The sequence below is a fragment of the Pseudomonas sp. G3-19 genome, from assembly GCF_054855875.1.
The window spans coordinates 3163677-3190479 of sequence record NZ_JBMPIQ010000003.1; the positions used below are offsets into that span (position 1 = coordinate 3163677).

The 26803-nt window shown below is 60.7% G+C and carries 25 protein-coding genes and 2 tRNA genes; 19 read left to right on the plus strand and 8 right to left on the minus strand.

Annotated features, from left to right (window positions below; all coding sequences use genetic code 11):
* Positions 1-8: 8 nt before the first annotated feature.
* The 8 genes from phrB to ACOYXI_RS14545 are packed head-to-tail and all read left to right on the plus strand — an operon-like array spanning position 9 to position 6799.
* A complete protein-coding gene (gene phrB / locus ACOYXI_RS14510; protein WP_098968454.1) occupies positions 9-1454 on the plus strand; it encodes a deoxyribodipyrimidine photo-lyase in 1446 nt (481 codons plus the stop codon).
* Positions 1447-1869, plus strand: a complete 423-nt coding sequence (locus ACOYXI_RS14515; protein WP_027612224.1) for a nuclear transport factor 2 family protein — start codon at positions 1447-1449, stop codon at positions 1867-1869. The genes phrB and ACOYXI_RS14515 overlap by 8 nt, the downstream gene beginning before the upstream one ends.
* Positions 1866-2648 carry an SDR family NAD(P)-dependent oxidoreductase gene (locus ACOYXI_RS14520; RefSeq protein WP_095136816.1) on the plus strand — a complete coding sequence of 261 codons (783 nt, stop codon included), beginning with the start codon at positions 1866-1868 and terminating at the stop codon, positions 2646-2648. Before ACOYXI_RS14515 ends, ACOYXI_RS14520 begins: the two co-directional genes overlap by 4 nt.
* Positions 2645-3892, plus strand: a complete 1248-nt coding sequence (locus ACOYXI_RS14525; protein ID WP_134787318.1) for an NAD(P)/FAD-dependent oxidoreductase — start codon at positions 2645-2647, stop codon at positions 3890-3892. The genes ACOYXI_RS14520 and ACOYXI_RS14525 overlap by 4 nt, the downstream gene beginning before the upstream one ends.
* On the plus strand, positions 3889-4704 hold the full coding sequence (locus ACOYXI_RS14530) for a DUF1365 domain-containing protein (RefSeq protein WP_134787319.1): 816 nt from the start codon (positions 3889-3891) through the stop codon (positions 4702-4704). Before ACOYXI_RS14525 ends, ACOYXI_RS14530 begins: the two co-directional genes overlap by 4 nt.
* Positions 4691-5956 carry an SAM-dependent methyltransferase gene (locus ACOYXI_RS14535; RefSeq protein WP_134787320.1) on the plus strand — a complete coding sequence of 422 codons (1266 nt, stop codon included), beginning with the start codon at positions 4691-4693 and terminating at the stop codon, positions 5954-5956. The genes ACOYXI_RS14530 and ACOYXI_RS14535 overlap by 14 nt, the downstream gene beginning before the upstream one ends.
* The gene (locus ACOYXI_RS14540) at positions 5949-6440 is read left to right on the plus strand and encodes a DUF2878 domain-containing protein (protein WP_098965576.1); all 492 of its coding nucleotides are present in this window, start codon (positions 5949-5951) and stop codon (positions 6438-6440) included. The genes ACOYXI_RS14535 and ACOYXI_RS14540 overlap by 8 nt, the downstream gene beginning before the upstream one ends.
* A gap of 53 nt (positions 6441-6493) precedes the next feature.
* On the plus strand, positions 6494-6799 hold the full coding sequence (locus tag ACOYXI_RS14545; protein ID WP_007967664.1) for a YkgJ family cysteine cluster protein: 306 nt from the start codon (positions 6494-6496) through the stop codon (positions 6797-6799).
* Between the two features lie 133 nt (positions 6800-6932).
* On the opposite strand, the gene ACOYXI_RS14550 is transcribed toward ACOYXI_RS14545, so the two are convergent.
* The 6 genes from ACOYXI_RS14550 to hemA all read right to left on the minus strand — a co-directional run bounded on the left by ACOYXI_RS14550 (position 6933) and on the right by hemA (position 12293).
* Entirely contained in the window at positions 6933-7451 is a 519-nt protein-coding gene (locus tag ACOYXI_RS14550) for an acyloxyacyl hydrolase (protein ID WP_027612230.1), read from the minus strand.
* 112 nt (positions 7452-7563) lie between these two features.
* Positions 7564-8355, minus strand: coding sequence for a glutamate racemase (gene murI, locus ACOYXI_RS14555; RefSeq protein WP_134787321.1), 792 nt, complete (start codon positions 8353-8355; stop codon positions 7564-7566).
* Positions 8348-9103 carry a molybdopterin-synthase adenylyltransferase MoeB gene (locus tag ACOYXI_RS14560; protein WP_134787322.1) on the minus strand — a complete coding sequence of 252 codons (756 nt, stop codon included), beginning with the start codon at positions 9101-9103 and terminating at the stop codon, positions 8348-8350. The genes murI and ACOYXI_RS14560 overlap by 8 nt, the downstream gene beginning before the upstream one ends.
* Positions 9097-9927 carry a peptide chain release factor N(5)-glutamine methyltransferase gene (gene prmC, locus ACOYXI_RS14565; protein ID WP_098965581.1) on the minus strand — a complete coding sequence of 277 codons (831 nt, stop codon included), beginning with the start codon at positions 9925-9927 and terminating at the stop codon, positions 9097-9099. The genes ACOYXI_RS14560 and prmC overlap by 7 nt, the downstream gene beginning before the upstream one ends.
* Positions 9928-11010, minus strand: coding sequence for a peptide chain release factor 1 (prfA, locus tag ACOYXI_RS14570; RefSeq protein WP_027612234.1), 1083 nt, complete (start codon positions 11008-11010; stop codon positions 9928-9930).
* Positions 11007-12293, minus strand: coding sequence for a glutamyl-tRNA reductase (gene hemA, locus ACOYXI_RS14575; RefSeq protein WP_064589169.1), 1287 nt, complete (start codon positions 12291-12293; stop codon positions 11007-11009). The genes prfA and hemA overlap by 4 nt, the downstream gene beginning before the upstream one ends.
* A gap of 182 nt (positions 12294-12475) precedes the next feature.
* Between hemA and ACOYXI_RS14580 the strand changes: the two genes are divergently transcribed.
* The 8 genes from ACOYXI_RS14580 to ychF all read left to right on the plus strand — a co-directional run bounded on the left by ACOYXI_RS14580 (position 12476) and on the right by ychF (position 19396).
* Complete coding sequence (locus ACOYXI_RS14580; protein ID WP_096797286.1) at positions 12476-14200, plus strand: tetratricopeptide repeat protein; 1725 nt, start codon at positions 12476-12478, stop codon at positions 14198-14200.
* Between the two features lie 3 nt (positions 14201-14203).
* The gene (lolB, locus tag ACOYXI_RS14585) at positions 14204-14821 is read left to right on the plus strand and encodes a lipoprotein insertase outer membrane protein LolB (protein ID WP_095136807.1); all 618 of its coding nucleotides are present in this window, start codon (positions 14204-14206) and stop codon (positions 14819-14821) included.
* A gap of 3 nt (positions 14822-14824) precedes the next feature.
* A complete protein-coding gene (gene ispE / locus ACOYXI_RS14590; protein WP_027612238.1) occupies positions 14825-15676 on the plus strand; it encodes a 4-(cytidine 5'-diphospho)-2-C-methyl-D-erythritol kinase in 852 nt (283 codons plus the stop codon).
* Between the two features lie 37 nt (positions 15677-15713).
* Positions 15714-15788: transfer RNA gene (locus ACOYXI_RS14595), tRNA-Gln, on the plus strand.
* Between the two features lie 45 nt (positions 15789-15833).
* The gene (locus tag ACOYXI_RS14600) at positions 15834-16775 is read left to right on the plus strand and encodes a ribose-phosphate pyrophosphokinase (protein WP_003171603.1); all 942 of its coding nucleotides are present in this window, start codon (positions 15834-15836) and stop codon (positions 16773-16775) included.
* A 141-nt stretch (positions 16776-16916) separates the two neighbouring features.
* Complete coding sequence (locus ACOYXI_RS14605) at positions 16917-17519, plus strand: 50S ribosomal protein L25/general stress protein Ctc (protein ID WP_095136806.1); 603 nt, start codon at positions 16917-16919, stop codon at positions 17517-17519.
* Between the two features lie 169 nt (positions 17520-17688).
* The gene (pth, locus tag ACOYXI_RS14610) at positions 17689-18273 is read left to right on the plus strand and encodes an aminoacyl-tRNA hydrolase (RefSeq protein ID WP_095136805.1); all 585 of its coding nucleotides are present in this window, start codon (positions 17689-17691) and stop codon (positions 18271-18273) included.
* Positions 18274-18295: 22 nt separating this feature from the next.
* Positions 18296-19396 (plus strand): redox-regulated ATPase YchF, encoded by a 1101-nt coding sequence (ychF, locus tag ACOYXI_RS14615; RefSeq protein ID WP_047599160.1) that lies wholly within the window; start codon positions 18296-18298, stop codon positions 19394-19396.
* 187 nt (positions 19397-19583) lie between these two features.
* On the opposite strand, the gene ACOYXI_RS14620 is transcribed toward ychF, so the two are convergent.
* Positions 19584-20801 carry an MFS transporter gene (locus tag ACOYXI_RS14620; protein WP_096797288.1) on the minus strand — a complete coding sequence of 406 codons (1218 nt, stop codon included), beginning with the start codon at positions 20799-20801 and terminating at the stop codon, positions 19584-19586.
* A 428-nt stretch (positions 20802-21229) separates the two neighbouring features.
* Here ACOYXI_RS14620 and ACOYXI_RS14625 point away from each other — a divergent pair, with 428 nt between their 5' ends.
* Together ACOYXI_RS14625 and ACOYXI_RS14630 are read left to right on the plus strand one after the other, a co-directional pair.
* Complete coding sequence (locus ACOYXI_RS14625; RefSeq protein ID WP_134787323.1) at positions 21230-23287, plus strand: methyl-accepting chemotaxis protein; 2058 nt, start codon at positions 21230-21232, stop codon at positions 23285-23287.
* Positions 23288-23402: 115 nt separating this feature from the next.
* Positions 23403-23479: transfer RNA gene (locus ACOYXI_RS14630), tRNA-Met, on the plus strand.
* Positions 23480-23588: 109 nt separating this feature from the next.
* Here ACOYXI_RS14630 and ACOYXI_RS14635 read toward each other — a convergent pair.
* Entirely contained in the window at positions 23589-24698 is a 1110-nt protein-coding gene (locus tag ACOYXI_RS14635; protein WP_134787324.1) for a DUF2817 domain-containing protein, read from the minus strand.
* Positions 24699-24963: 265 nt separating this feature from the next.
* On the opposite strand from ACOYXI_RS14635, the gene ggt reads away from it, so the two are divergent.
* Positions 24964-26796 (plus strand): gamma-glutamyltransferase, encoded by a 1833-nt coding sequence (gene ggt / locus ACOYXI_RS14640; protein WP_266277742.1) that lies wholly within the window; start codon positions 24964-24966, stop codon positions 26794-26796.
* Positions 26797-26803: the final 7 nt, after the last annotated feature.

A 26803-nucleotide genomic window follows, 5' to 3' on the forward strand; every position in this document is an offset into this window, starting at 1 on the left:
AAACCGCCATGCAATTGATCTGGCTGCGCAGCGACTTGCGCCAACATGACAACACCGCCCTCGCGGCCGCCGCAGCGCGCGGTCCGACGGTTGCCGTGTATCTGTTGAGCCCGCAGCAATGGCTGGAACATGACGACGCCGCGTGCAAGGTCGACTTCTGGCTGCGCAACCTGCGTGAGCTGAGCAGTCGCCTCGGCGAGCTGAACATCCCGTTGCTGCTGCGCACCGCCAATCATTGGGATCAGGCCCCGGCGGTGCTGCTCGAACTTTGTGTGCAATTGAATATTCAAGCTGTGCACGTCAACGAAGAATATGGCATCCACGAAAGCCAGCGCGACGCCGCGGTGGCGGTGGCCCTGAAGACCAAAGGCATCGCTTTCCACAGCTACCTTGACCAACTGCTGTTCAAGCCCGGCACGGTACTGACCAAAACCGAAACCTACTTTCAGGTGTTCAGCCAGTTCCGCAAGGTCTGCTATGAACGCCTGCACCGCTCGATGCCGGCGCTGGTCAAGACGCCCGGCAAACAGGCAAAGCTGAACATCGACAGCGATCCGGTGCCGGCATCCGTCGCCGGTTTTGCAACGCCGAGCGAGTCTTTGCGCACACTGTGGCCGGCCGGCGAACAGGAAGCCCGGCGCCGTCTCGACACCTTCGCCGACGCGCAGATCGACTACTACCAGAGCGAACGCGACTTCCCGGCCAAACCCGGCACCAGTCAACTTTCCGCGTACCTCGCCGCCGGGGTGATTTCGCCGCGCCAATGCCTGCATGCGGCCTTGCAAAGCAATCAGGGCGAATTCGACAGCGGCAAGGTCGGCGCGGTGACCTGGATCAACGAGCTGCTGTGGCGCGAGTTCTACAAACACATTCTGGTGGGCTACCCACGGGTTTCGCGCCACCGCGCATTTCGCCCGGAAACCGAAGCCCTGGCCTGGCGTGATGCGCCGGACGATCTGGCGGCCTGGCAAGAGGCGCGCACCGGTTTGCCGATCATCGATGCGGCCATGCGCCAACTGCTGGAAACCGGCTGGATGCATAACCGCTTGCGGATGATTGTGGCGATGTTCCTGACCAAGAATCTGCTGATCGACTGGCGTGAAGGCGAGCGCTTTTTCATGCGCCACCTGATCGACGGCGATCTGGCGGCGAACAACGGTGGCTGGCAATGGAGTTCTTCGACCGGCACCGATTCGGCGCCGTACTTCCGCATCTTCAATCCGCTGAGTCAATCGGAAAAATTCGACAGCGAAGGCCTGTTCATCAAGCACTGGCTGCCTGAACTGGCCGGCCTGAACAAGAAGGAAGTACACAACCCGGCCAGCGCCGGCGGACTGTTCGGCGTGGCGGATTATCCGGCGCCGATCGTCAATCTCGGGGCTTCGCGCGAACGCGCGCTGGCGGCGTTCAAGAACCTGCCGTCGCGCTCGTCTATGGAAGAAGTTCATGAGTGAATTCCTGCGCCGCTTCGCCCGCCAGTTTGCCGAGTTGAACAAAGACAACTTGCAACGTCTGGGCGAGCTGTACAGCGATGACATTCACTTCACCGACCCGCTGCATGAAGTGCAGGGGCTGGTGCAACTGCGACATTACTTCAGCGAGTTGTACGCCAACGTCAGCGAGCTGCGCTTCGATTTCCACGGCTTCGACCAGATCGCTGACGGTGAAGGCTACTTGCGCTGGGTCATGAGTTACCGCCACCCGCGTCTGGCCGGTGGTCAATTGATTCGCGTCGCCGGGTGTTCGCACCTGCTGTGGCGGGACAAGGTTTATCGCCACCGGGATTATTTCGATGCCGGGGCCATGCTGTATGAACATTTACCCGTATTGGGCCGGGTGATCGCCTGGTTGAAAAGGAGAATGGGATGAGTCGTACACCTCCACGGCGTTATTGGCTGACCGGTGCCAGCAGTGGCATCGGCGCAGCACTGGCTGAAGACATTCTGAAAAGCGGCGCGCATCTGGCTGTAAGCTCGCGTCAGGTGGCACCGCTCAAAGTGCTGTCGCAACGCTACCCGGGGCAAGTGCTGGTGGTGGCCGGCGACCTGACCAACAGTCAGACCGTGCGCGAAATCGGCCAGCAGATCGAACAGGCCTGGGGCTCGCTGGACAGCGTGATTCTCAATGCCGGCACCTGCGAGTACGTCGATGCGCGACAGTTCGATGCCTCGATCATCGAACACGTGGTGCGCACCAACCTGCTCGCCAGCAGCTACTGCATCGAAGCAGCCCTGCCGTTGCTGCGCAAAGGCACCGCGCCGCATCTGATCGGCATGGCCAGTTCCGTGACCTACCTGCCGCTGCCCCGAGCCGAAGCCTACGGCGCGTCGAAAGCAGGGCTGCGCTATCTGTTCGAATCGCTGCGGATCGACCTGGCCGTCGAGGGCATCGATGTCACCATCATCAGCCCGGGTTTTGTCGAAACCCCGCTGACCGCCAAGAACGACTTCCCGATGCCGTTGAGCTGGCCTGTGGATAAAGCGGCGCGGCACATCTTCGCCAAGCTCAAGGATCGTCCGCTGGAGATCGCCTTTCCGGCACTGTTCATGGCGGCGCTGTGGCCACTGTCGAAGCTGCCGGCGCGCCTGCAACTGGCGATCGGCAAGCGCATGGTGCGCAGCAACCCACCGCTGCGGGACCCGATATGAAGATTGCCATTGTCGGCAGCGGAATCGCCGGCCTGACCTGCGCCCACCTGCTCAATCGCCGACACGACATCATGGTGTTCGAGGCCAGCGACTGGGTCGGCGGTCACACGCATACCGTGCAGGTGACCGTCGATGGCCGCGAATACGCCGTGGACACTGGGTTCATCGTGTTCAACGACTGGACCTATCCGAACTTCATTCGATTGCTTGGCCAGATCGGCGTGTCGTTCAAACCGACGGAAATGAGCTTCTCGGTCACCGACCCGGACACCGGTCTGGAATACAACGGCAACAACCTCAACAGCCTCTTCGCCCAGCGCAGCAACCTGCTGTCCCCGGGGTTCTGGGGCATGTTGCGCGACATTCTGCGCTTCAATAAAGAAGCCCAGCGCGACCTCGCCGAACAGCGCATTGCCGCCGATACCACGCTCGACGATTACCTCAAGGCTGGCGGTTATGGCGAACGTTTCATCCTGCATTACATCGTGCCGATGGGCTCGGCGATCTGGTCGATGCCGATGGCCGAGATGCTCAATTTCCCGCTGCAATTCTTTGTGCGCTTCTTCAAGAATCATGGCCTGCTGTCAGTCAGTGATCGCCCGCAATGGCAGGTGATCGAGGGCGGCTCCAGTGCCTATGTCGCGCCACTGACCGCAGCGTTCCAGGACAAGATCCGCCTCAGTTGCCCGGTGACGCGCATCGATCGCGATGAACACGGCGTGGTTATCCACAGCCCGGCCGGCATCGAGCGTTTCGACAAAGTCGTGCTTGCCTGCCACAGCGACCAGGCTCTGCAATTGCTTGGCACGCCAAGCCAGGCGGAACGCTCGATCCTCGGCGCCCTGCCCTATGCCGATAACGAAGTTGTGCTGCATACCGATACCCGTCTGCTGCCGACCCGCAAACTGGCGTGGGCCAGCTGGAATTATCGCTTGAGCGGCGCCGGCCATACCCACGCGGCCGTCACTTACGACATGAACATCCTGCAGGGTATTCAGAGCGACACCACGTTCTGCGTCAGCCTCAATCAGAGCGCCGGGATCAGCCCGTTCAAGGTGCTCGCCAAATACACCTACGCCCACCCGCAATTCAGCCTCGCGGCGGTAGCGGCGCAAAACCGCTGGGCCGAACTCGACGGTCAGCAGCACACCCATTATTGCGGCGCCTACTGGGCCAACGGCTTTCATGAGGACGGCGTGGTCAGCGCGTTGCGCGTGGCCGCCGCGTTCGGGGAAAGCTTATGAACAGCGCCCTGTACAGCGGCTGGATCGGCCATCGGCGCTTTTCGCCCAGACGCCACGAATTCCGTTACCGGATCGGTCTGTTGTACCTCGATCTGGCGGAACAGGACGCCGTGTTCGAAATGTCACCGTTTGCCAGTCGCAGCCGCTTTGCACCGTTTTCGTTTCGCGAAACCGACTACCTGAAAACCTTTACCGGCAGCGGCATGCGCCTGATCGATGCGGTACGCCAGCAAGTCGGCGTCGCCATCGGCCATCAACCGCAGGGTTCGATCTGCCTGCTGACCCAACCGCGCAGTTGGGGTCTGGCGTTCAATCCGGTGAGTTTCTTTTATTGCCACGAGGCGGACGGACAACTGGCGGCGATTCTCTGCGAAGTCACGAACACGCCGTGGCGCGAACGTTATCACTACGTGCTGCCGGCCCGGCCGCCGACCAACCTGCAAGACTTTCACCAGCACTTCGCCGTGGCCAAGGCCTTTCATGTCTCGCCGTTTTTGCCGCGTGACCTCGAGTACCGCATGAGCTTCAGCCCGGCTGCGCAAAAGCTCGGCGTGCACATGGCCGACTGGCAGGGTGAGCACAAGCTGTTCGACGCCACGCTCAATCTGCAGCGCGAACCCCTCGACCGCCACAGCCTGCACCGCTACTTGCGACGTTTTCCGTGGATGACCGCGAAAACTTGTCTGGCGATTTATTGGCAAGCCGTGCGCCTGTTGCTCAAGCGTGCCCCGATTTTTGCTCATCAGGCTGCCGACGGCAGCTTTCAGATCGCCACTGTGCCTCCCAAGGAGCACCGCCATGAAATCCTCTAGCCTGTCGGTCAGTCGCTTCAGCACCAACGGTTTGACCGGTTCGCTGCTGCGTCGCGGCGTTTTGCGGCAACTGAGCCAACTCAAACACGGGCAATTGCTGGTGGTCGAGGATGGCGAACGCCTGATGTTCGGTACGCCGGGCAGCCACCTGCTCGGCGAAATCCATGTGCAGGATGCAGCGGTGTGGGGCATGGTCGCCGGCAACGGATCGATTGGTGCCGGCGAAGCGTTTATCCACGGTTACTGGAGTTCACCGGACCTGACGGCGGTCGTGCGCGTGTTCGTCAGCAACCTCGACGTGCTCGACGCCATGGAGCGCGGTCTGGCCCGCCTCAGCCGGCCGCTGGTGCAAGGCCTGCACTGGCTCAACCGCAACACGCGCAAGGGGTCGCAGAAAAACATCGCGGCGCACTATGACCTCGGCAACGACCTGTTCGAACAGTTTCTCGACCCGACCATGATGTATTCGGCGGCGCAGTTCCTCAGCCCCGACGACAGCCTGGAACAGGCTCAGTTGAACAAGCTGGAACGGATCTGCCAGAAGCTCGCGCTCAAACCCGAAGATCACCTGCTGGAGATCGGCACCGGTTGGGGCAGCATGGCGCTGTACGCCGCGCAGCAATACGGCTGCCGTGTCACCACCACGACGCTGTCGAAAGAGCAGTACGCGTTTACCGCCAGGCGCATTGAAGCACTGGGGTTGCAGGATCGGGTAACGCTGCTGCTCACCGACTACCGCGACCTCACCGGCGAATACGACAAACTGGTGTCGATCGAGATGATCGAAGCGGTCGGTCACCGCTTCCTGCCCACCTATTTCAAGCAATGCGCGCACCTGCTCAAGAGCAACGGCCTGATGCTGTTGCAGGCGATCACCATCCGCGAGCAGCGCTACGAGCAGGCCAAGCGCGGCGTCGACTTCATCCAGCGCTACATCTTCCCCGGCGGCGCCCTGCCCTGCGTGCAGAAGATGCTCGAAGTGGTCAGCCGCGAGACCGATATGAACCTGCTGCACATGGAAGATTTCGGCCTGCACTACGCCCGCACCCTGCGCCTGTGGCACGAAAACTTTCGCCGCGCCCATGGCCGTTTGAGCGAGTTGGGTTACGACGATTACTTCCTGCGACTGTGGGAGTTTTACCTGTGCTACTGCGAGGGCGGGTTTCTGGAGCGCACCATCGGCACCGCGCAACTGCTGCTGGCCAAACCGGCCGCGATGCCGGCGCCGTTGCTCGGACGCTTCGATGCTTGAGCGGCTGACCAATGCCGTGCTGTTCCAGGTCGGCTGGCTGGCCTGTGTCATCGGCGGCGACAGTCTGTGGCTGCTGCTGGCGCTGGCGGTGCTGGTGGTCCATTTTGGTTGGATCAGCAGTTGGGCGGAGGAAGGTCGCCTGATCCTCAGCGTGGTGCTTGTCGGTACAGCCGTAGACAGTCTGTTGCGCGCTGCCGGCGTGTTCGAATTTCAGGATCTGTCGCCACTGATTCCGCTGTGGCTGATGCTGCTCTGGGCCTTGCTCGCGACCACGTTGCGTCACTGTCTGCAATGGAGCGCCCGCCCGTGGTGGCTGGCCAGTGTGCTCGGTGCGGTGGGTGGTGCGGTGTCCTATTACGGCGGTGGACGTTTGGCCGGGGTGCAGTTTCCCTACGGTGAACTGCCGACCCTGATCGGCATCGGCCTGCTGTGGGCGCTGCTGTTTCCGTTATTGCATGCGATGGCTCGGCGGTTGGCCCACTGAGCGTCTGTCAGGCCTTTCACACAGCAACCGGCGGCTGCCTTACACTGCGCAGCATGAAAACCATTCCCCACCAGCAAATCACCGAGCCAGCGGTCACCTGTTCGACCTGCGCAGCGTGCTGTTGCCAGCTCGAAGTGATGCTGATCACCGACACCGGCGTGCCTGAGCGCTTTATCGATACTGATGAGTGGGGTGGTGAAGTGATGCTGCGTCTGGACGACGGCTGGTGCGCGGCGCTGGATCGCGACAGCATGATGTGCACGATCTATGAGAAACGCCCGCTGATCTGTCGCGAATTCGAGATGGGTGCACCGGAGTGCATTGAAGAACGCAAAGGCATTGCCACTGCTTACCGTTGATTTCAACAGCAGCTCAAAACCAATGTGGGAGCGGGCTTGCTCGCGAATGCGGTGTGTCAGTCAATTGTGTTGTCGACTGACACACCGCATTCGCGAGCAAGCCCGCTCCCACAAAGATTTGTGCAAGCTGCAGTTACAGCGGCATCGTGTAATGCAGCGCGTAGCTTTCTACACCGTCGTTGCTGCTGGCCAGGCCGGCGTTGGAATAGTGCGTCGCCCGAATCCCCACTTCATGCCCGCCATTGAAGCGCAGACCAAAACCGATACGGTCTTCGAACTGGAAAGAGCCGCCGATGTTGTTGCTTTCATACTTGGTGTTGGAGAACGCTGCCACACCAATGCCCGCCTCAACGTACGGCTTGACCGACTGACCGGCAAACTCGTAAACGAATACCGGGGAGAACGACAGGCTGTTGTTGCTGGAAGTCTTGTCACCTTCCCAGTAAGTGTAAGCGCCGCTCCAGTAACCGGTCAGGCGACCGACATCACTTTGCAGCCAGCTCTTGTCCCAATCGAAATTCATGCCCAGGCGATAAGTCATGGTCGAATCGCTGGTCGCACCCACTGCAAATTCAACTCCTGCAGCTTGCGCGGTAATACTTTGCCCCATCAGTGCGGCCGCAATCGCGGCCAAGCAGAATAGTCGCTTCACTTTGAAACTTCCTTTTCCGGAACGATCGTTTGGTTTTCTAGATAACTCATCGCTATAGAAGCTAGCGCCTGATTAGAAGTTCAGCTGTTTTTCTAGTTATTTCACATTTTTTTTACAAGCTGAATTTTTCGACGTCGCCGGCAACCTGACCCAACAGGGGCAGGGTCTTGCGGAAGAACGCGGGGTCGGCACTGGTCCAGAATCTGACCGGGCGGTTCGGCCCCTTGGCGAGCAGATCACGTTCGGCCAGCAACCGTTGCAGTTGCCGCGCTACGGCTGCGCCAGTGTCAATCAGGCTGATGCTGTCGGGAATCATCGTCTTGAGCATTGGCTTGAGAAACGGATAGTGAGTGCAACCGAGAATGATCGTGTCGCAACCGTTGGCGAGCAGCGGATCGACGTAGTGCTGCAGCAACGTGCGCAACTCGGCGCTGTGCAGATCACCGCTTTCAATCAGTTCCACCAGACCGGGGCATGGCTGGGTGATGACGCGAACGTCAGCGGCGAAGCGGTCGAGCAACGCGGCGAACTTGGCACTCTGCAACGTGCCGGTGGTGGCGAGTACGCCCACCACACCGCTGCGGGTGGCGGCAGCTGCGGGTTTGACCGCTGGTTCCATGCCGACAATCGGCCAATCGGGGAAATCCCGGCGCAGATCGGCGACAGCGGCCACCGTCGCCGTATTGCAGGCGATCACCAGGGCCTTGGCGCCCTGCTCGCGGAAAAAACCGGCCATCACGTTGCAACGCTGGCGGATGAACTCGGGGGATTTCTCGCCGTAGGGAATATGCCCGCAATCGGCGAAATACAGCAATGACTCATGGGGCAGCAAACGCTGGATTTCCGCCAGTACCGACAAGCCGCCGACACCGGAATCGAACACCGCGATCGGCGCCTCACGCATGCTGCGAACCACAGATGCTGCACCCCGGATCACGCTTGACCCGCAATTCACGGAAGCGCGAACCCAGTGCATCGATCAACAGCAAACGCCCCACCAACGGTTCGCCAAAGCCCACCAGCACTTTCAACGCTTCAAGCGCCTGCAGGCTGCCAACCAGCCCCACCAGGGGCCCGACCACACCGGCCTCGCTGCACGTCAGTTCGGCTTCGCTGCCATGCCCGTACAGGCAGTGGTAGCACGGACTTTCCGGGCGACGCGGGTCGAACACCGACAACTGCCCTTCCAGACGAATCGCCGCGCCGCTGACCAGCGGCTTGCACGCGGCCACGCACGCGGCATTGACCGCTTCGCGGGTGGAAAAGTTATCGGAGCAGTCGAGCACCAGATCCACCGCCGAAACGGCGGCGGCCAGGGAATCCTCGTCCAGCGCCTGACGATGAGGCACCAGCTTAATCTCGGGATTGATCGCGCTCAGGCGCTTGAGCGCCGAGTCGACCTTGCTCATGCCGACGCTGTCGGTGTCATGAATGATCTGGCGTTGCAGGTTGGTCAGGTCGACCGTGTCGAAATCCGCCAGATGCAACTCACCGACACCGGCCGCCGCCAGATACAGCGCAACCGGCGCACCGAGACCGCCAAGGCCGACAATCAGCACGCGGCTGTCTTTCAGCTTCAGTTGCCCATCGATATCGATGTGTTGCAGCAGAATCTGCCGGCTGTAGCGCAGCAACTCCTGATCATTCAGCACGGCAGGCGCCCCAGGCTGATCCGTTGATGGCCGCCCAGATCGGTGCGGCTGTGGACTTGTTCAAAACCGCGAGTGAGCAACAGATCACGCACGGCTTCGGCTTGATCATAGCCGTGTTCGAGCATCAGCCAGCCGCCGGCTTCCAGATGATCCGGAGCCTGCGCGACAATCAGGCGCAGATCGTCGAGCCCGTCGACACCGGCCACCAGCGCACTGGCCGGTTCGAAGCGCACGTCGCCCTCGACCAGATGCGGATCGGCAGCCGCAATGTACGGCGGATTGCTGATGATCAGGTTGAAACGCTGGCCTTCGAGGGCGCTGAACCAGTGACTGCTCAGCACCGTGGCGTTGTTCAGGTTCAAGCGCTGACGGTTGCGTTCGGCAAGGGCCACGGCTTCCAGCACGCGATCCACCGCCGTGACGTTCCACGCCGGGCGTTCGCTGGCCAGGGCCAGGGCAATCGCGCCGCTACCGGTGCCCAGATCGAGGACTTTCGCCGGCGTTGCCGCCAGCAGTTCCAGTGCGGCCTCGACCAGCAACTCGGTGTCCGGGCGCGGGATCAACGTGTGCGGCGCGACTTCCAGATCGAGCTTCCAGAACCCCTGCTGACCAAGGATGTAGGCCACCGGCTCGCCACTTCGACGCCGTTGCAGGTACTCGGTAAAAATCAACACCGCTTCGCTGGGTACGATGCGCTCGGGCCAGGTGTGCAGGAAGCTTCGCGATTTGCCCAGTGCCGCTGCCAGGAGCAATTCGGCATCCAGGCGCGCGGTGGGCGAGTCCGGCAATTCGGCAGCGCGCAACAGACTGGCGATGATGGTCATTTATTCACCTATCGCTGCAAGCTGGTCGGCCTGGTATTCGGCCAGCAAAGGCTCGATCACCGCTTCAACGCCACCGGCGAGGATTTCATCAAGGGAGTACAGGGTCAGGTTGACGCGATGGTCAGTGACCCGGCCCTGGGCAAAGTTGTACGTGCGAATGCGCTCGGAACGATCACCGGAACCCACCAGCAACTTACGCTCGCTGGCAATCGCATTCGCCGCCGCTGCGGTTTGCTGATCGTTGAGTTTGGCCGACAGCCAGGCCATCGCCCGGGCACGGTTCTTGTGCTGGGAACGTTCTTCCTGACACTCGACGACGGTGCCGGTCGGTATGTGCGTGATGCGGATCGCCGAGTCGGTGGTGTTGACGTGCTGACCACCGGCCCCGGAGGAGCGGTAAGTGTCGACACGCAGATCCGCCGGGTTGATCTCGATGGCTTCGCGCTCGTCCGGTTCGGGCAACACCGCCACGGTGCAGGCCGAGGTGTGGATACGGCCCTGGGATTCGGTAGCGGGTACACGCTGTACGCGGTGCGCGCCGGATTCGAACTTCAGCTTGCCGTAAACGTTGTCGCCTTCAATGCGGGCGATGACTTCTTTATAGCCACCGTGCTCGCCTTCGTTTTCCGAAAGGATCTCCACGCGCCAGCCACGTCGTTCGGCGTAACGCGAGTACATGCGGAACAGATCGCCGGAGAAGATCGCCGCCTCGTCGCCACCGGTACCGGCGCGAATTTCGAGAAAGACGTTACGACCGTCATTGGGATCCTTGGGCAGCAACATGCGCTGCAGATCATCTTCCAGCCTGATCAGCAATTCCTTGGCTTCGCGGACTTCTTCCACGGCCATTTCACGCATGTCCGGGTCGCTGTCCTTGAGCAGCGCCTGGGCGCCTTCAAGATCACTTTGTACGCCGAGCAGCTTTTTGTAGCCTTGTACCACCGGCTCGAGTTCGGCGTATTCCTTGGAATAGGCGCGGAATTTGGCCTGATCGGCAATGACTTCGCCGTCGCCGAGCAGCGCGGTCAGTTCCTCGAAACGGTCCTGGAGGGTGTCCAGCTTGTTGAGCAGTGACGCTTTCATTGCGGTTTTTTATCCGAAAAACTATCCGGTGAGCCCTCGAGGGCAAAGAGTTCCTGGGCCATGGCCAGCGCATCGAGGCGGCCTTCGGCAGAAAGCTTTTTCAATTGCACGCTGGGCGCATGCAACAGTTTATTGGTCAGGCCACGGGCCAGTTGCCCGAGCACCTCTTCGGCGTTGCCGCCGTTGGCCAGCAGACGCAGGGCTTTTTGCAGCTCCTCGTCGCGCAGGCGTTCGCTTTGTTGCCGATAAGCCTTGAGCACATCGACCGCCGCCAGCTCACGCAGACGCACCATGAAATCGTCGGCGCCGACCGAGACCATCTCTTCCGCCGCCTGGGCTGCGCCCTGACGACTCTTGAGGTTCTCGGCGACCACTTCGTGCAGATCGTCGACGCTGTACAGGTACACGTCGTCGAGTTCGCCGACTTCCGGCTCGATGTCGCGGGGTACGGCGATGTCGACCATGAAGATCGGCTTGTGCTTGCGCTGCTTCAGCGCGCTTTCCACCGCGCCCTTGCCGAGGATCGGCAACTGGCTGGCGGTCGAACTGATCACGATATCGCTGCGCACCAGTTCCGCCGGAATGTCCGAGAGCAGCACCGCGTGCGCGCCGAACTGCTCGGCCAGCAGGCTGGCGCGCTCCAGCGTACGGTTGGCGACCACGATGCGCTTGACCCCCAGCTCATGCAAATGGCGGGCGACCAGAGTGATGGTCTCGCCGGCACCGATCAGCAGGGCCTGGCTGCGTTGCAGGTCGCTGAAAATCTGTTTGGCCAGACTGACCGCGGCAAACGCCACGGACACCGGGTTTTCGCCGATGGCGGTGTCGGTACGCACTTGCTTGGCGGCATTGAACGTCGCTTGAAACAGCCGCCCCAGCAGCGGGCCGATGGTCCCGGCCTCGCGAGCCACGGCGTAAGCCGATTTCATCTGGCCGAGAATCTGCGGTTCGCCCAGCACCAGCGAGTCGAGCCCGGAGGCGACGCGCATCATGTGACGAACTGCCGCATCATCTTCATGCACATAAGCACTCGCGCGCAGCTCATCGAGGCTTAAATGGTGATAATCGGCCAGCCAGCGCAGAACCAGATCAGCCGAAACCTGATCCTGTTCTATATACAGCTCACTGCGATTGCAGGTGGAGAGGATCGCAGCTTCGCGGCTGTCGGTGAGTCGGCAGAGCTGCTGCAAGGCCTCCACCAGCTGCTCAGGGGTAAAGGCCACGCGCTCGCGGACGTCTACTGAAGCAGTCTTGTGGTTAATACCGAGTGCAAGGAAGGCCATTCAAGGTCGCTGATGGTGACGTGAAGCCGGCAATTGTCCTACTTCGTCAGATTCAGAACAACTACCGCTGACTATTGTCCCAATTGTCGGCCACTATAAAGGCCACATTCGAGACTCGGTTATGTTTGGCCGAAGGCTTGTGTCATGATGATCCGACCGCAGGTTAGTCGTCCTCTTCCTATATGAATAGATCTTCCGCGTTGCTCCTTGCTTTTGTCTTCCTCAGCGGCTGCCAGGCCATGGCACCCGTTTCGCCGGACGGTACCCCGCCGGTCGAAGACACCGCGTCCACGCCTGAAAAACCCAAGGTTTACAGCTCGTTCAGCGAGGAAACCGTTTTCAGCCTGCTGAGCGCCGAACTCGCCGGCCAGCGCAATCGGTTCGACATTGCCCTGGACAACTACGTGACCCAGGCGATCAATACTCAGGACCCGGGGGTTTCCGAGCGCGCGTTCCGCATCGCCGAATACCTCGGTGCCGACCAGCCTGCGCTGGACACCGCACTGATCTGGGCAAAAAACGCCCCGGACGACCTTGAAGCGCAACGCGCCGCCGCCGTGCAACTGGCCCGCGCCGGGCGTTACGACGACTCCATGGTCTATATGGAGAAAGTCCTGCAGGGCAAGGGCGACACCCATTTCGACTTCCTCGCCCTGTCGGCCGCCGATACCGATCAGGAAACCCGCAACGGCCTGATGAAAAGTTTCGACCGTCTGCTACAGCGCCACCCGAAGAACAGCCAGCTGATTTTCGGCAAGGCCCTGCTGCTGCAACAGGACGGCGACAATAAAGCCGCCCTGACACTGCTCGAAGACAACCCGCCGGAAGAAGGCGAGATTGCGCCGATCCTGCTGCGCGCGCGTCTGCTGCAAACCATGAATCGTGGCGACGAAGCCCTGCCGCTGTTGCGCAAAAGCATCAAGAAATACCCGGACGACAAACGCCTGCGCCTGACTTATGCGCGCACGCTGGTTGAACAGGACCGGATGGATGACGCCAAGGTCGAGTTCTCCACCCTCGTTCAGCAATACCCGGAAGACGACGAACTGCGTTATTCGCTGGCACTGGTGTGCCTGGAAGCCAAGGCCTGGGACGAGGCCAAGGGTTACCTGGAAGACCTGATCGCCCGGGAAAGCCACGTTGACTCGGCGCACCTGAACCTCGGTCGCATCGCCGAAGAACGCAACGACCCGCAGGGCGCGCTGATCGAATACGCGCAGGTCGGCCCTGGCAATGACTATCTGCCGGCGCAACTGCGCCAGGCCGATATTCTGATGAACAACGGCAAGACCGCCGAAGCCCAGAGCAAACTCGCCGCCGAACGCGATGCCCAGCCGGATTACGCGATCCAGCTGTATCTGATCGAATCCGAAACCCTGTCGGCCAACAAACAGGACGACAAGGCCTGGAAAACCCTGGATAAAGCCTTGCAGCAATACCCGGACGATCTGAATCTGCTCTACACCCGGGCCATGCTCGCGGAAAAACGCAATGATCTGGCACAGATGGAAAAAGACCTGCGCCTGATCATCAAGCGCGACCCGGACAACGCCATGGCGCTCAATGCGCTGGGCTATACCCTGTCCGATCGCACCACCCGCTACGCTGAAGCCAAGGCCCTGATCGAACAGGCGCACCAGATCAATCCGGAAGACCCGGCGGTACTCGACAGCCTCGGCTGGGTGAATTTCCGCATGGGCAATCTGGACGACGCCGAGAAATATCTGCGTCAGGCGCTCGAGCGTTTCCCGGACCACGAAGTCGCCGCGCACCTGGGCGAGGTTCTGTGGGTCAAGGGCAATCAGCGTGAGGCCAAACAAGTCTGGGGCAAGTACCTCAAAGATCAGCCCGACAGCACCATCCTGCGCAGCACCATCAAGCGCCTGACCGGATCCGAGACTCTTTAACTCATGTTTTTGCGCCACGTTATTGTTTTCAGCTTCATCGCCCTGCTCGCCGGTTGCGCGGGTTTCGGCGCTCGCGAATCGGTCGAGGGCCACGGCAGTCCGGCTCAGTGGGCCGCGAACAAACAACAGCTGACCGGCCTCGACGGCTGGCAGATCGACGGCAAGATCGGCATTCGCGCACCGAAAGATTCCGGTAGCGGCACGCTGTTCTGGCTGCAACGCCAGGACTACTACGACATTCGCCTGTCCGGCCCGCTGGGTCGTGGCGCGGCACGTCTGACCGGGCGCCCGGGCAAGGTTTCGCTGGAAGTCGCCAATCAGGGCCGCTATGACTCCGAGTCACCGGAAGCGCTGCTCGAAGAGCAACTCGGCTGGAAGCTGCCGGTATCCAATCTGGCCTGGTGGGTCCGTGGCCTGCCGGCCCCCAGCAGCAAAAGCCGTCTGACCCTCGATAACGACAGTCGCCTGGCCAATCTGGAACAGGACGGCTGGAAGGTCGAGTACCTCAGCTACGCCGAGCAAAACGGTTACTGGCTGCCCGAGCGGATCAAACTGCACGGCACCGATCTGGACGTGACGCTGGTGATCAAGACCTGGCAACCGCGTAAATTGGGGCAATAAAGCATGACCGCTCCACGTCTGACGCTGCCGTCGCCGGCCAAGCTCAACCTGATGCTGCACATTCTCGGGCGCCGCGCAGATGGCTACCACGAACTGCAGACGCTGTTTCAGTTTGTCGATTACGGCGACGAAATCACCTTCGCCGTGCGCGATGACGGCGTGATTCATCTGCACACCGAATTCGCTGGCGTGCCCCACGACAGCAACCTGATCGTGCGCGCGGCGAAAATGCTTCAGCAACAGTCCGGCTGCACACTCGGCATCGACATCTGGATCGACAAGGTGCTGCCCATGGGCGGCGGCATCGGTGGCGGCAGCTCGAATGCCGCGACCACCCTGCTAGGCCTCAATCACTTGTGGCAACTGGGCTGGGATGAAGATCGCCTCGCGGCACTGGGCCTTTCGCTCGGTGCAGACGTGCCGGTTTTCGTCCGTGGCCATGCAGCTTTTGCCGAAGGCGTGGGCGAGAAACTGACCCCGGTCGACCCCGAAGAACCGTGGTATCTGGTACTCGTGCCGCAAGTCTCTGTAAGTACGGCAGAAATTTTTTCCGATCCTTTGTTGACACGTAACACGCCGCCCATTAAAGTGCGCCCCGTTCCCGAGGGAAACAGTCGAAATGACTGCTTGCCGGTGGTTGCAAGGCGTTATCCAGAAGTACGTAACGCATTGGATTTGTTAGGTAAATTTACCGAAGCAAAACTCACCGGAACTGGAAGTTGTGTGTTTGGGGGCTTCCCAAGCAAAGCTGAAGCTGATAAAGTCTCGGCCCTTCTGACAGAGACCCTTACAGGGTTTGTAGCGAAAGGAAGCAACGTTTCGATGTTGCATCGCAAGCTGCAAAGTCTGCTCTAAAAGGAATCAAGTGCCAGGCACTTGAAGCAACAGATACAGGGGCGTCGCCAAGCGGTAAGGCAGCAGGTTTTGATCCTGCCATGCGTTGGTTCGAATCCAGCCGCCCCTGCCATTTTCTATACTCATCCAGGTTACCCTCAGCCTCTAGGTACTGCGCGTGTCCAAGATGATGGTCTTTACGGGGAACGCTAACCCCGATCTGGCTCGGCGTGTTGTACGTCAGCTGCATATCCCTCTCGGTGACATCTCTGTCGGTAAATTCTCCGACGGCGAAATTACTGCCGAGATCAATGAAAACGTTCGCGGTAAAGACGTTTTCATTATTCAGCCGACTTGCGCTCCGACCAACGATAACCTGATGGAACTGGTAGTGATGGCTGATGCCTTCCGCCGCTCCTCGGCTACTCGTATTACTGCTGTTATTCCTTATTTTGGTTATGCCCGTCAGGATCGCCGTCCGCGTTCCGCACGTGTGGCTATCAGCGCGAAAGTCGTTGCTGACATGCTCACCGTAGTCGGCATCGACCGTGTTCTCACGGTTGATCTGCATGCTGACCAGATTCAGGGCTTCTTCGATATTCCGGTAGATAACATCTACGGCTCCCCGGTTCTGGTGGATGACATTGAAGATCAGCGCTTCGAAAACCTGATGATCGTGTCCCCGGACATTGGTGGCGTCGTGCGTGCACGGGCCGTTGCCAAATCCCTGGGCGTGGATCTCGGGATCATCGACAAACGCCGTGAGAAAGCCAATCACTCTGAAGTGATGCATATCATCGGTGATGTCGAAGGGCGTACCTGCATTCTGGTCGATGACATGGTCGATACCGCCGGCACTCTGTGCCACGCGGCCAAGGCCCTGAAAGAGCATGGCGCAGCCAAGGTCTTTGCCTACTGCACACACCCTGTGCTGTCGGGTCGGGCCATCGAGAATATTGAAAATTCCGTGCTGGACGAGCTGGTGGTGACTAACACCATCCCGCTGTCCGCTGCAGCACAAGCCTGTGCACGTATCCGTCAACTGGATATCGCACCGGTTGTTGCCGAAGCGGTTCGCCGCATCAGCAATGAAGAATCGATCAGCGCGATGTTCCGTTAAGGGCCCTGCCCTTCTCGAAATGTCTCGTTGACGAAAAGCGCCCCGCCCCGGCATTCCTGTCGGGGCGGGGCTTTTTTGCCCATACCGTGTTTGGCGCTGGTCGCAAACGCCACTCGGTCATGGCTATTTTGGAGATACAAAATGAACGATTTTACTCTGAATGCTGAAGTGCGTTCCGACCTGGGGAAAGGTGCGAGCCGCCGCCTGCGTCGTCTCGCCGCTCTGGTTCCAGCTGTTGTTTACGGTGGCGACAAAGCCCCTGAATCCATCAGCATGCTGGCCAAAGAAGTTGCCAAACTGCTCGAAAACGAAGCGGCTTACAGCCACATCATCGAGCTGAACGTTGGTGGCAAGAAACAAAACGTCGTCATCAAAGCTCTGCAACGTCACCCGGCCAAAGGCCACGTGATGCACGCTGACTTCGTACGCGTTGTAGCTGGCCAGAAACTGACCGCTATCGTTCCTGTGCACTTCATCAACGAAGCTGCTCCAGTGAAGAAAGGCGGCGAAATCTCGCACGTTGTTGCCGAGATCGAAGTTTCCTGCCTGCCAAAAGACCTGCCTGAGTTCATCGAAGTCGACCTGGCTGACGCTGAAATCGGCACCATCGTTCACCTGTCGGACCTCAAAGCTCCTAAAGGTGTCGAGTTCGTTGCTCTGGCACACGGCGATGACAAGGCAGTAGCCAACGTCCACGCTCCACGTGTTGCTCCAGAAGCTACCGAAGAAGGCGCAGCAGAGTAATTTCACTCTGTTCGTCGGAGTGAGTGAAACATCGCGGACTGGAACGTAGCGAGAAAGCGGGCGAGAACGCGGAGTTTACATTCATGGTAAATGAGCAACTTTCGTCCACTTTCGCCGCCTTCACTGATCGCGGCGATGTTAACCACCACTCCAAGGAAGGGCCCCTATCGTGACTGCCATCAAACTGATCGTTGGCCTGGGTAATCCAGGCGCTGAATACGAACAGACCCGGCATAACGCAGGGGCCCTTTTTGTTGAGCGCATCGCTGCCGCGCAAGGTGTGAGCCTTGTGGCCGATCGCAAATATTTCGGCCTGACCGGGCGCTACTCGCATCAGGGTCAGGATGTTCGTCTGCTGATTCCCACCACCTACATGAACCGCAGCGGCCAGGCCGTGGCGGCACTCGCCGGTTTCTTCCGCATCAAGCCTGAAGAAATCCTGGTGGCGCACGACGAACTCGACCTGCCTCCGGGCGTCGCCAAGCTCAAGCAGGGCGGCGGCCATGGCGGTCACAACGGGTTGCGCGACATCATTGCGCAACTGGGCAATCAGAATACTTTCTACCGCCTGCGGCTTGGCATCGGCCACCCGGGCGTCGCCAGTATGGTTTCAAATTTCGTCCTGGGTCGTGCGCCACGCGCCGAACAGGAAAAACTCGATGCCAGCATCGACTTTGCCCTCGGCGTGCTGCCGGATATCCTCGCCGGTGAATGGAACCGCGCGATGAAAAACCTGCACAGCCAGAAGGCCTGACTCTAATCCGAGGGGAAACACCATGGGATTCAATTGCGGCATCGTCGGCCTGCCTAACGTCGGCAAGTCCACCCTGTTCAACGCCCTGACCAAATCCGGTATCGCGGCCGAGAACTTCCCCTTCTGCACCATCGAGCCGAACAGCGGCATCGTGCCGATGCCGGATCCGCGCCTGGAAGCCCTGGCGGCCATCGTCAATCCGAAGCGCATCCTGCCGACCACCATGGAATTCGTCGACATCGCAGGCCTGGTGGCCGGCGCGTCGAAAGGTGAAGGTCTGGGCAACAAGTTCCTGGCCAACATCCGCGAAACCGACGCCATCGCTCACGTGGTGCGCTGCTTCGAAGACGACAACGTGATCCACGTGTCCAACAGCGTCGACCCGAAGCGCGACATCGAAATCATCGACCTGGAACTGATCTTCGCCGACCTCGACAGCTGCGAGAAGCAACTGCAGAAAGTCGCGCGCAACGCCAAGGGCGGTGACAAGGACGCCGTGGTTCAGAAAGCTCTGCTTGAGCAACTGATCGCGCACTTCACCGAGGCCAAGCCTGCGCGCAGCCTGATGAAGAACATGAGCGCGGACGAAAAGTCGGTGATCAAGGGCTTCCACCTGCTGACCACCAAACCGGTCATGTACATCGCCAACGTCGCTGAAGACGGTTTCGAGAACAACCCGCACCTGGACGTGGTCAAGGCCATCGCCGAAGAAGAAGGCGCTATGGTGGTTCCGGTGTGCAACAAGATCGAAGCGGAAATCGCCGAGCTCGACGACGGCGAAGAGAAAGACATGTTCCTCGAGGCCTTGGGCCTGGAAGAGCCTGGCCTGAACCGCGTGATCCGCGCCGGCTACGAAATGCTCCACCTGCAGACCTACTTCACCGCCGGTGTCGAAGAAGTCCGCGCCTGGACCGTCCGCGTCGGTGCCACCGCACCACAAGCCGCCGGCGTGATCCACACCGACTTCGAAAAAGGCTTCATCCGCGCCGAAGTCATCGCCTACAACGACTTCATCCAGTACAAGGGCGAAGCCGGTACCAAGGAAGCCGGTAAATGGCGCCTGGAAGGCAAGGACTACATCGTCAAAGACGGCGACGTGATGCACTTCCGCTTCAACGTGTAAGCGACACGCCCAAGAAAAAGCCGCGTTTGATACGCGGCTTTTTTGTGCCTGACAGATTTGTTTGCAATACCACCAATCCCCCTGTGGGAGCGGGCTTGCTCGCGAAGGCGGTGGGTCAGCCACATTAATATCGACTGATATACCGCCTTCGCGAGCAAGCCCGCTCCCACAGTTGGAATTGTGTAGGTCAGGTTTTTTTGGTGCGCGGCAAGAAAATCGCCAACACCCCGAACAACGGCAAAAAAGAGCACAGGAAATACACGTACTCGATACCGTGCACATCCGCCAGATGCCCAAGCAGCGCCGCGCCAATCCCGCCAAACCCGAACATCAAGCCGAAGAACACCCCGGCGATCATCCCGACATTGCCCGGCACCAACTCCTGCGCGTAAACCACAATCGCCGAGAACGCCGAAGCGAGAATGAAGCCGATCACCACGCTGAGGACAGTGGTCCAGAACAGATCGACGTGCGGCATTAGCAACGTGAACGGCGCCACGCCGAGGATCGAAAACCAGATCACCGCCTTACGCCCGATCTTGTCGCCGATCGGCCCGCCAAAGAACGTCCCCGCCGCCACCGCGCCGAGAAACAGGAACAGGTGCAGCTGTGAACTGGCCACCGACAGGTCGAACTTCTCGATCAGGTAAAAGGTGAAATAGCTGGTGAGGCTGGCCATGTAAAAATACTTGGAGAACACCAGCAGGCCGAGCACTACCAGCGCACTGATCACCCTGCCCTTCGACAACCCGTGAGTCGCCGCCTGCCCGGCCTTGAGCTTGAACAGGTTCAGGTGATGGGCGTACCAGCGGCTGATGCGATACAGCACGAACAGCGCAAACACCGCGAACAGACCGAACCACGCCACGTTGCCCTGACCGAACGGAATAATGATCGCCGCTGCCAGTAATGGGCCGAACGCGGAACCGGCGTTACCGCCGACCTGAAAGGTCGATTGCGCCAGACCAAAGCGTCCGCCCGAGGCCAGCCGGGCAATCCGTGACGCCTCGGGGTGAAAGGTCGAGGAACCGATACCGATCAGCGCCGCTGCCAGCAGAATCAATGGAAAACTGCCGACCACCGACATCATCACGATGCCAATCAGCGTGCAGATCGAACCCGCCGGCAACAGCCACGGTTTCGGATGGCGATCAGTGTGATAACCGACCCACGGCTGCAACAGCGACGCGGTCAACTGGAAGGTCAGCGTGATCAGGCCGACCTGGGTGAAGCTCAAGCCATAGTTGGCTTTGAGCATCGGATAAATCGACGGCAGCACCGACTGAATCAGGTCGTTGATCAAATGCGCTAGCGCCACCGCGCCGATGATACGCATCACCAACGGGCTGCTTTGCGGAGGAGCGGACGCCGAGGCAGCGGCGGTCTGAACGTTGCTGATAGCCATGAAAGTTTCCGTACAGCAGATGGGTGCACGCAGGCAGGTGCGTCAATGTGCCATTTTTCGGTGCGCCAGCGCCATCCCCTTAGCCAGCTAACTAATCAACCGAATAACAGACCAATCTCTGTAGGAGCTGCCGAAGGCTGCGATCTTTTGATCTTGATCTTAAAAACAAAGATCAAAAGATCGCAGCCTTCGGCAGCTCCTACATGGGATAGGTGATAGCGCAACGCCATGGTCTGAATCTTGCCTTGCTTCTCCCCTCGAACGCGGCGGCCTTACAAAGGCCTCCGAGAATGGGAAGTTTCGCTACAGAGCCGGCCTACAGAGCGGGCGAGAGTGAACTTTCGGGGCCTTTTAGCAGGGCACGACATCGAGGTCGCACGACCGTGATGCACGCCAATGGTGCGTGGTGTCCAGAGGAGTCATGAGGCATGCAGGCTTTCTTGTCACCGGGGATCAAATTGCTGGGGCGGTTTGGATTCGCGCGTAAATTCCAGCTGTTGTTTCTGCTATTTATTCTGCCGTTGGCCGGCAGCCTGTTGATGATCGGCCAGGACTATCGCGACAAGCTCAACCTGATTTCCGGCGAACGCGCCGGCGTACGCCAGTTGCTCAGCCTTGATGCGCTGGACAACCTGCTCGCCGCCCAGCGTGACCGCGCCGCCCGTTGGCGCGCCACCGAAACCAATCGCCAGCCAACCCCGGCCACCCTCGCTGCCATGGCGGCGTTTGACGCGGTGCAACCAGCCGTCCAGCAAGCCACCAGCGATTTGGGCAACGCGCTGAAAAATGAAGGTGCCGAAGGCGAAACCCTCGCCCGCTATCAAGCCCTGCAAACCGCGCTCGGTGGTCTGGATTCGAAAAGCCTGAGCAGCGTCGGTTGGTGGCCGGACGGTTACGATCGTTTCACCAACGCCCTCAGCGCCCTGCAAGCCTTGCGCGAGCAGATCGTCATGGACAACCGCCTGACGCTGGCGCCATGGCTGGAGACCTATCTGCTGACGCAGATCTCCACGCAGCACGCACCGGATCTGATCGAGCGTGTGGGCCGCCTCGCCGCCGTCGGCCAGGCTTCGGTGGTCTCGGGACAATTCACCCTGCAAAGTCGCTTGCAGCTACGCGACCTGCGCGGCCGCATCGGCGACGCCCGCGAGCAGCTTGTCAAAACGGCAGGCCTGCTCGAAGCGCGCCTGCCGAGCGATCTGCAAACCTGGGCCGGTCAATACCACGACAGCCTCAAGCGTCTGGACGCTGGGCTGAAGGTGCTGGATGACGGCGTGTTCGGCGGCAGCATTACCCTCAAGCCTGAAGACTTCGAACGCAGCCTCGATGCTCTGCTGGGTGATCTCGCGTCGTTGCGCCAGCAATCGCTGCTGTCGCTGGATCAGCGTCTGGACGCCTACCACGCCTCAGCGATTCGCCAGTTCATTGTGGTCGCCGCCGTGTTCGGTTGCCTGCTGCTGGCGGCGCTGTACCTGTTCGTCTGTCTGCAGGCTTCGATCCGCCGCAGCGCCAGCGGCATTACTCTGCTGGCCGAGGCCCTGCGTGACGGCAATCTCAGCCTGCAAGTGCCGGTGGTGGGCCGCGATGAGCTGGCGGCGATCAGCACCGCGCTCAACGTCGCGGTGGTGCAACTGCGCGCGAGCATGCTCGGGGTCGATCACGAAACCTCGCAACTGAGCCACGCGGTGCGCAGCCTCAACGATCATTCCAGCGGCGCGCTGAGCGAAGTCGAAGCACAACAGTTGCAGATCAGCCAGATCGCCGCCGCTGCCACGCAACTGGCCGCCACTTCGCAAGGTGTGGCGGCCAGTTGCGAACAGGCTTCCGGCAGCGCCCAGCACACCCGGCGCATCGCCGCCGACAGCAGCCGCGACAGCCAGCGCACCACGGCGAGCATTCAGCAGCTCAATCAACGCCTCAACGAAACCGCAGCGGCACTCGGTCGAGTCAGCGAACAGGGCCAGCAGATTCAACTGGTGGTCGACACCATTCGTGGCGTCGCCGAGCAGACCAATCTGTTGGCGCTCAATGCTGCGATCGAGGCGGCACGCGCCGGCGAACAGGGACGCGGCTTTGCCGTGGTCGCCGATGAAGTGCGCAGCCTGTCGCAGCGCACCCAATCGTCGACCGCGCAGATCGCCGGCACCGTCGACAGCTTGCGCGCCACGGTCAACGAAGCGGTGAGTCTGATGGAAGCCGCATGCGGCCAGGCACAATCAGATGCCGCAGCCGTGACCGGCCTCGGTGAACGTCTTGGTGAAATCGCCAGCGCGGTGCAAAGTGTCACTGACACTTTGGCGCAGATCGCCACCGCCGTTGAGGAACAGGCGAGCACCGCCGATGAAGTCAGCGGCAATATTCAACAAGTCGATCAGGCCGCGATGCGTTTGCTTGAAGGTGCGCGGGCGGTGAACCTCGCAGCGGACACGCTGAGCCAAGGCAGCCATGCGTTGAGCGCCAATACCGCGAGATTCCAGCTGCGTTGACGCCCTGCCCAGCCCCGATTTCCGGGGGCGGAGGATAAGCGGTTGAAAATAAGAAGAAATATTTTAAATTTACGCTTGACGCTTTTCCATTTCAGGGGAATAATGCGCGCCACTTGGCTACATAGCTCAGTTGGTTAGAGCATAGCATTCATAATGCTGGGGTCCGGGGTTCAAGTCCCTGTGTAGCCACCAAGTACTAAAAACGGCTTACCGAAAGGTAGGCCGTTTTTTTATGCCTCGAGAAAACCGCCCTCTGTGGTGAGGAGATAAATCCCTCACCACAATGCCAATCCTGACCTATTCAGGTCTGCTCTGCCGACAGGGCCATCAGCCCCTTCGCCCAGATCTGCCGAGTACGCAACCCGACCATCGCCCGCCAGTCCGGATCGGCCGGATAGAACTGCTCCAGCAGTTTCAACTTGATCGCCCGCCCCGTCGCATCCAGCGGATCGCCATGCAGATGCAACCAGTGATCATCGCGCAAATAACGATGCACCTCCGGCCCCGGATACGTCCCGCATTCGATCACGAACGGCATCAGTTGCACGCCCGGCAACGCATTGAGCAATGCCTGTGAGGTGTAGCCGGTAGCCGTCGCGGCGACACCGGTTTCGCTCAACGTTTCGGCGCCGGTGTGCAAGGTGTACAACCATGGGCCGTAGATCGACTGTGCTTGCGCCAACGCCGGGTAAGGCGCCTGGGTGATGGTGAGCAACATCGGATGACCGTATTCGCCGGCGCCGGTGTGCAGGTCGAAACACATCACGGTTTGCGCGCCTGCCAGATGCGCGTCGATGATCTGATGCAACGTGCGATTCGACCAGCTCGGCGCGCGGCCGCCATAGAACAGTCCATCGGGATGGCTATGCTGACCGCCCTCGACAATCGACATCACCGCCGGCCAGCCGTGTTCGGTAATTTGCCCGTCGAGCAAGGCGTCGGCGCGCTTACGCTCGGGGCCGTGCAAATCGGTGCAGGCGTAGATCTTGTGCAGCGTGGCGTAGGCGCGGTTGTCCGGTAGCGATCCTGCGAAATCCAGGTGATTGCGGTTGAGGTCGATGTTGTCTTCGTTGACCCGCCGCAGCCACGCCGTACCCCACGGGTTGATCAGGTGGATCATCACTACCGCGACATCCTTGGGCAGCGAGCCCGGCACGAAGGTCTTCAGCCAGTCGATCTGGCAATCCGAGCCGTAATAGCCCTCAACTCCGTGAGTGCCGCTGAGCGCCACCAGCCGGCGCTTTGCCTGCGGATCACCGAGCACCGCGACATCAGTGCGCAGCGGTTCGCCGAAAGGGCCACAGCGCGGATGGGCGTAGGAGGTGAGCGTGGCGCCAGCGGCGTTGGTGGCGGCAAGAAACCGTTCGCGTTGATCGCGGTAACTGGATTCGGTGGGGAACTCGCTGTGCATGCGTCGCCTCTTGTTGGTTTTGTATTTGTGGGAGCGAGCTTGCTCGCGAAAGCGATTGTGCATTCAACATTTTGGTTGCCTGACACGCCGCATTCGCGAGCAAGCTCGCTCCCACAGGGGCTTTGTTTCAGTTCGATGAGTTTGACGTTGACCCTAGCGAATATCCGCCCGGAAAAGAAAGACAAAAATGCCCACCGGTTTGCGTCGCGACCGAGCGGTCGATAAAGTCCGTCAGACCTTTCACCCCACGGACGGAGAGCCCCACGTGTTTCCAGCCCTGCCCCTGAGCCGCTTTCGCCTGCCTGCCCTGACGCTGATCATCAGCGCCCTGACCCTCACCGCGTGCAACGCCCCGCCCTCCTCGACCTTGCCGCTGGCGCCGGAGGCCGCTTCCGGTTACCGCACCGATCTGCAGACTCGCCACGCCAGTCAACACATGGCCGCTGCCGCCAATCCGCTGGCCGCCGAGGCCGGTCGCGAGATGTTGCGCAAGGGTGGTTCGGCCATCGACGCGGCGATTGCCATGCAAGCGGTGCTGACCCTGGTAGAACCGCAATCCTCCGGGATCGGTGGGGGTGCGATGATCGTGTTGTGGGACGGCAAACAGGTGCGCACCTACGACGGACGTGAAACCGCCCCGGCGGGTGCCACCGAGAAGCTGTTCCTGCAGGCCGACGGCAAACCGATGCCATTCCCGCAGGCGCAGATCGGCGGGCGCTCGGTGGGTACTCCGGGCGTGCTGCGTGCGCTGGAAATGGCACACAAACAACACGGTCGCCTGCCGTGGGCCACGCTGTTCGAACCGGCGATCAAACTCGCCGAGCAGGGCTTTGCGATTTCACCGCGCCTGCATTCGCTGCTGGAATCCGACCCGGTGATCCGTAAATCGCCGGACATGGCCGCCTACTTCCTCAACCGCGACGGCAGCGTCAAAGCCGTCGGCACCCGTCTGCAAAACCCGGCATTGGCCGCCGTGCTCAAGCGCATCGCCACCGAAGGTCCGGACGCGCTGTACAAAGGTCCGATCGCCGAAGAGATCGTCGCCAAGGTGCAGGGCCACGCCAATCCCGGCAGCCTGTCGCTGAATGATCTTCAGCGCTATCAGGCCAAGGAACGCGCACCGCTGTGCACCGACTATAAGCGCTGGCAGGTCTGCGGCATGCCGCCGCCGTCGTCGGGCGGGATCGCCGTGGCGCAGATTCTCGGCACGTTGCAGGCGCTGGAAAGCCGCGACCCGCGTCTGTCGCTGACACCGCTCAAACCGCTGAAAACCGACAAACCCGCCGGCATCGAACCGGCACCGCAAGCCGTGCACCTGATCGCCGAAGCCGAACGCCTGGCCTACGCCGACCGCGCGCAATACGTGGCCGATACCGACTTCGTCCCGGTGCCGGTCAAAGGCCTGGTCGACCCGGGTTACCTCGCCAGCCGCGCCAGCCTGATCGGCGAGCGCAGCATGGGCAGCGCCAAGCCGGGCACACCGCCGGGCGTGCAGGTGGCCTACGCGCCGGATCGCTCGCCGCTGCGCATCTCCACCTCGCAAGTCGTTGCCGTGGATGATCTGGGCGGCGCGGTGTCGATGACCACCACCATCGAAGCGGCATTCGGCTCACATCTGATGGTGCAGGGCTTTTTGCTGAACAATCAGATGACCGACTTCTCGTTCATCCCCGAAGAGAACGGGCAGAAAGTCGCCAACCGCGTCGAACCCGGCAAACGCCCACGCTCGTCGATGGCGCCGACGCTGATCTTCGACCGCAACAGCGGCGAATTCCTCGCCAGCGTCGGCTCGCCGGGCGGTTCGCAGATCATCGAATACGTGGCCAAGACCACCCTCGGCCTGCTCGACTGGAACCTCGACCCGCAAAGCGCCATCAGCCTGCCCAACTTCGGCAGCCGCAACGGCCCGACCGAACTGGAACAGGGCCAGTTCAGCCCGGCGCTGATTCAGGCGCTGAAGGACAAGGGACATGTTGTGAATGAAATCGACATGACCAGCGGCACGCAGGCGATCGTGCGGGTCAAGGATGCGCAAGGGAAAGCCTCGCTGGAAGGTGGCGCGGATCCACGGCGTGAGGGGGAAGCGTTGGGGGATTGAGGCGACG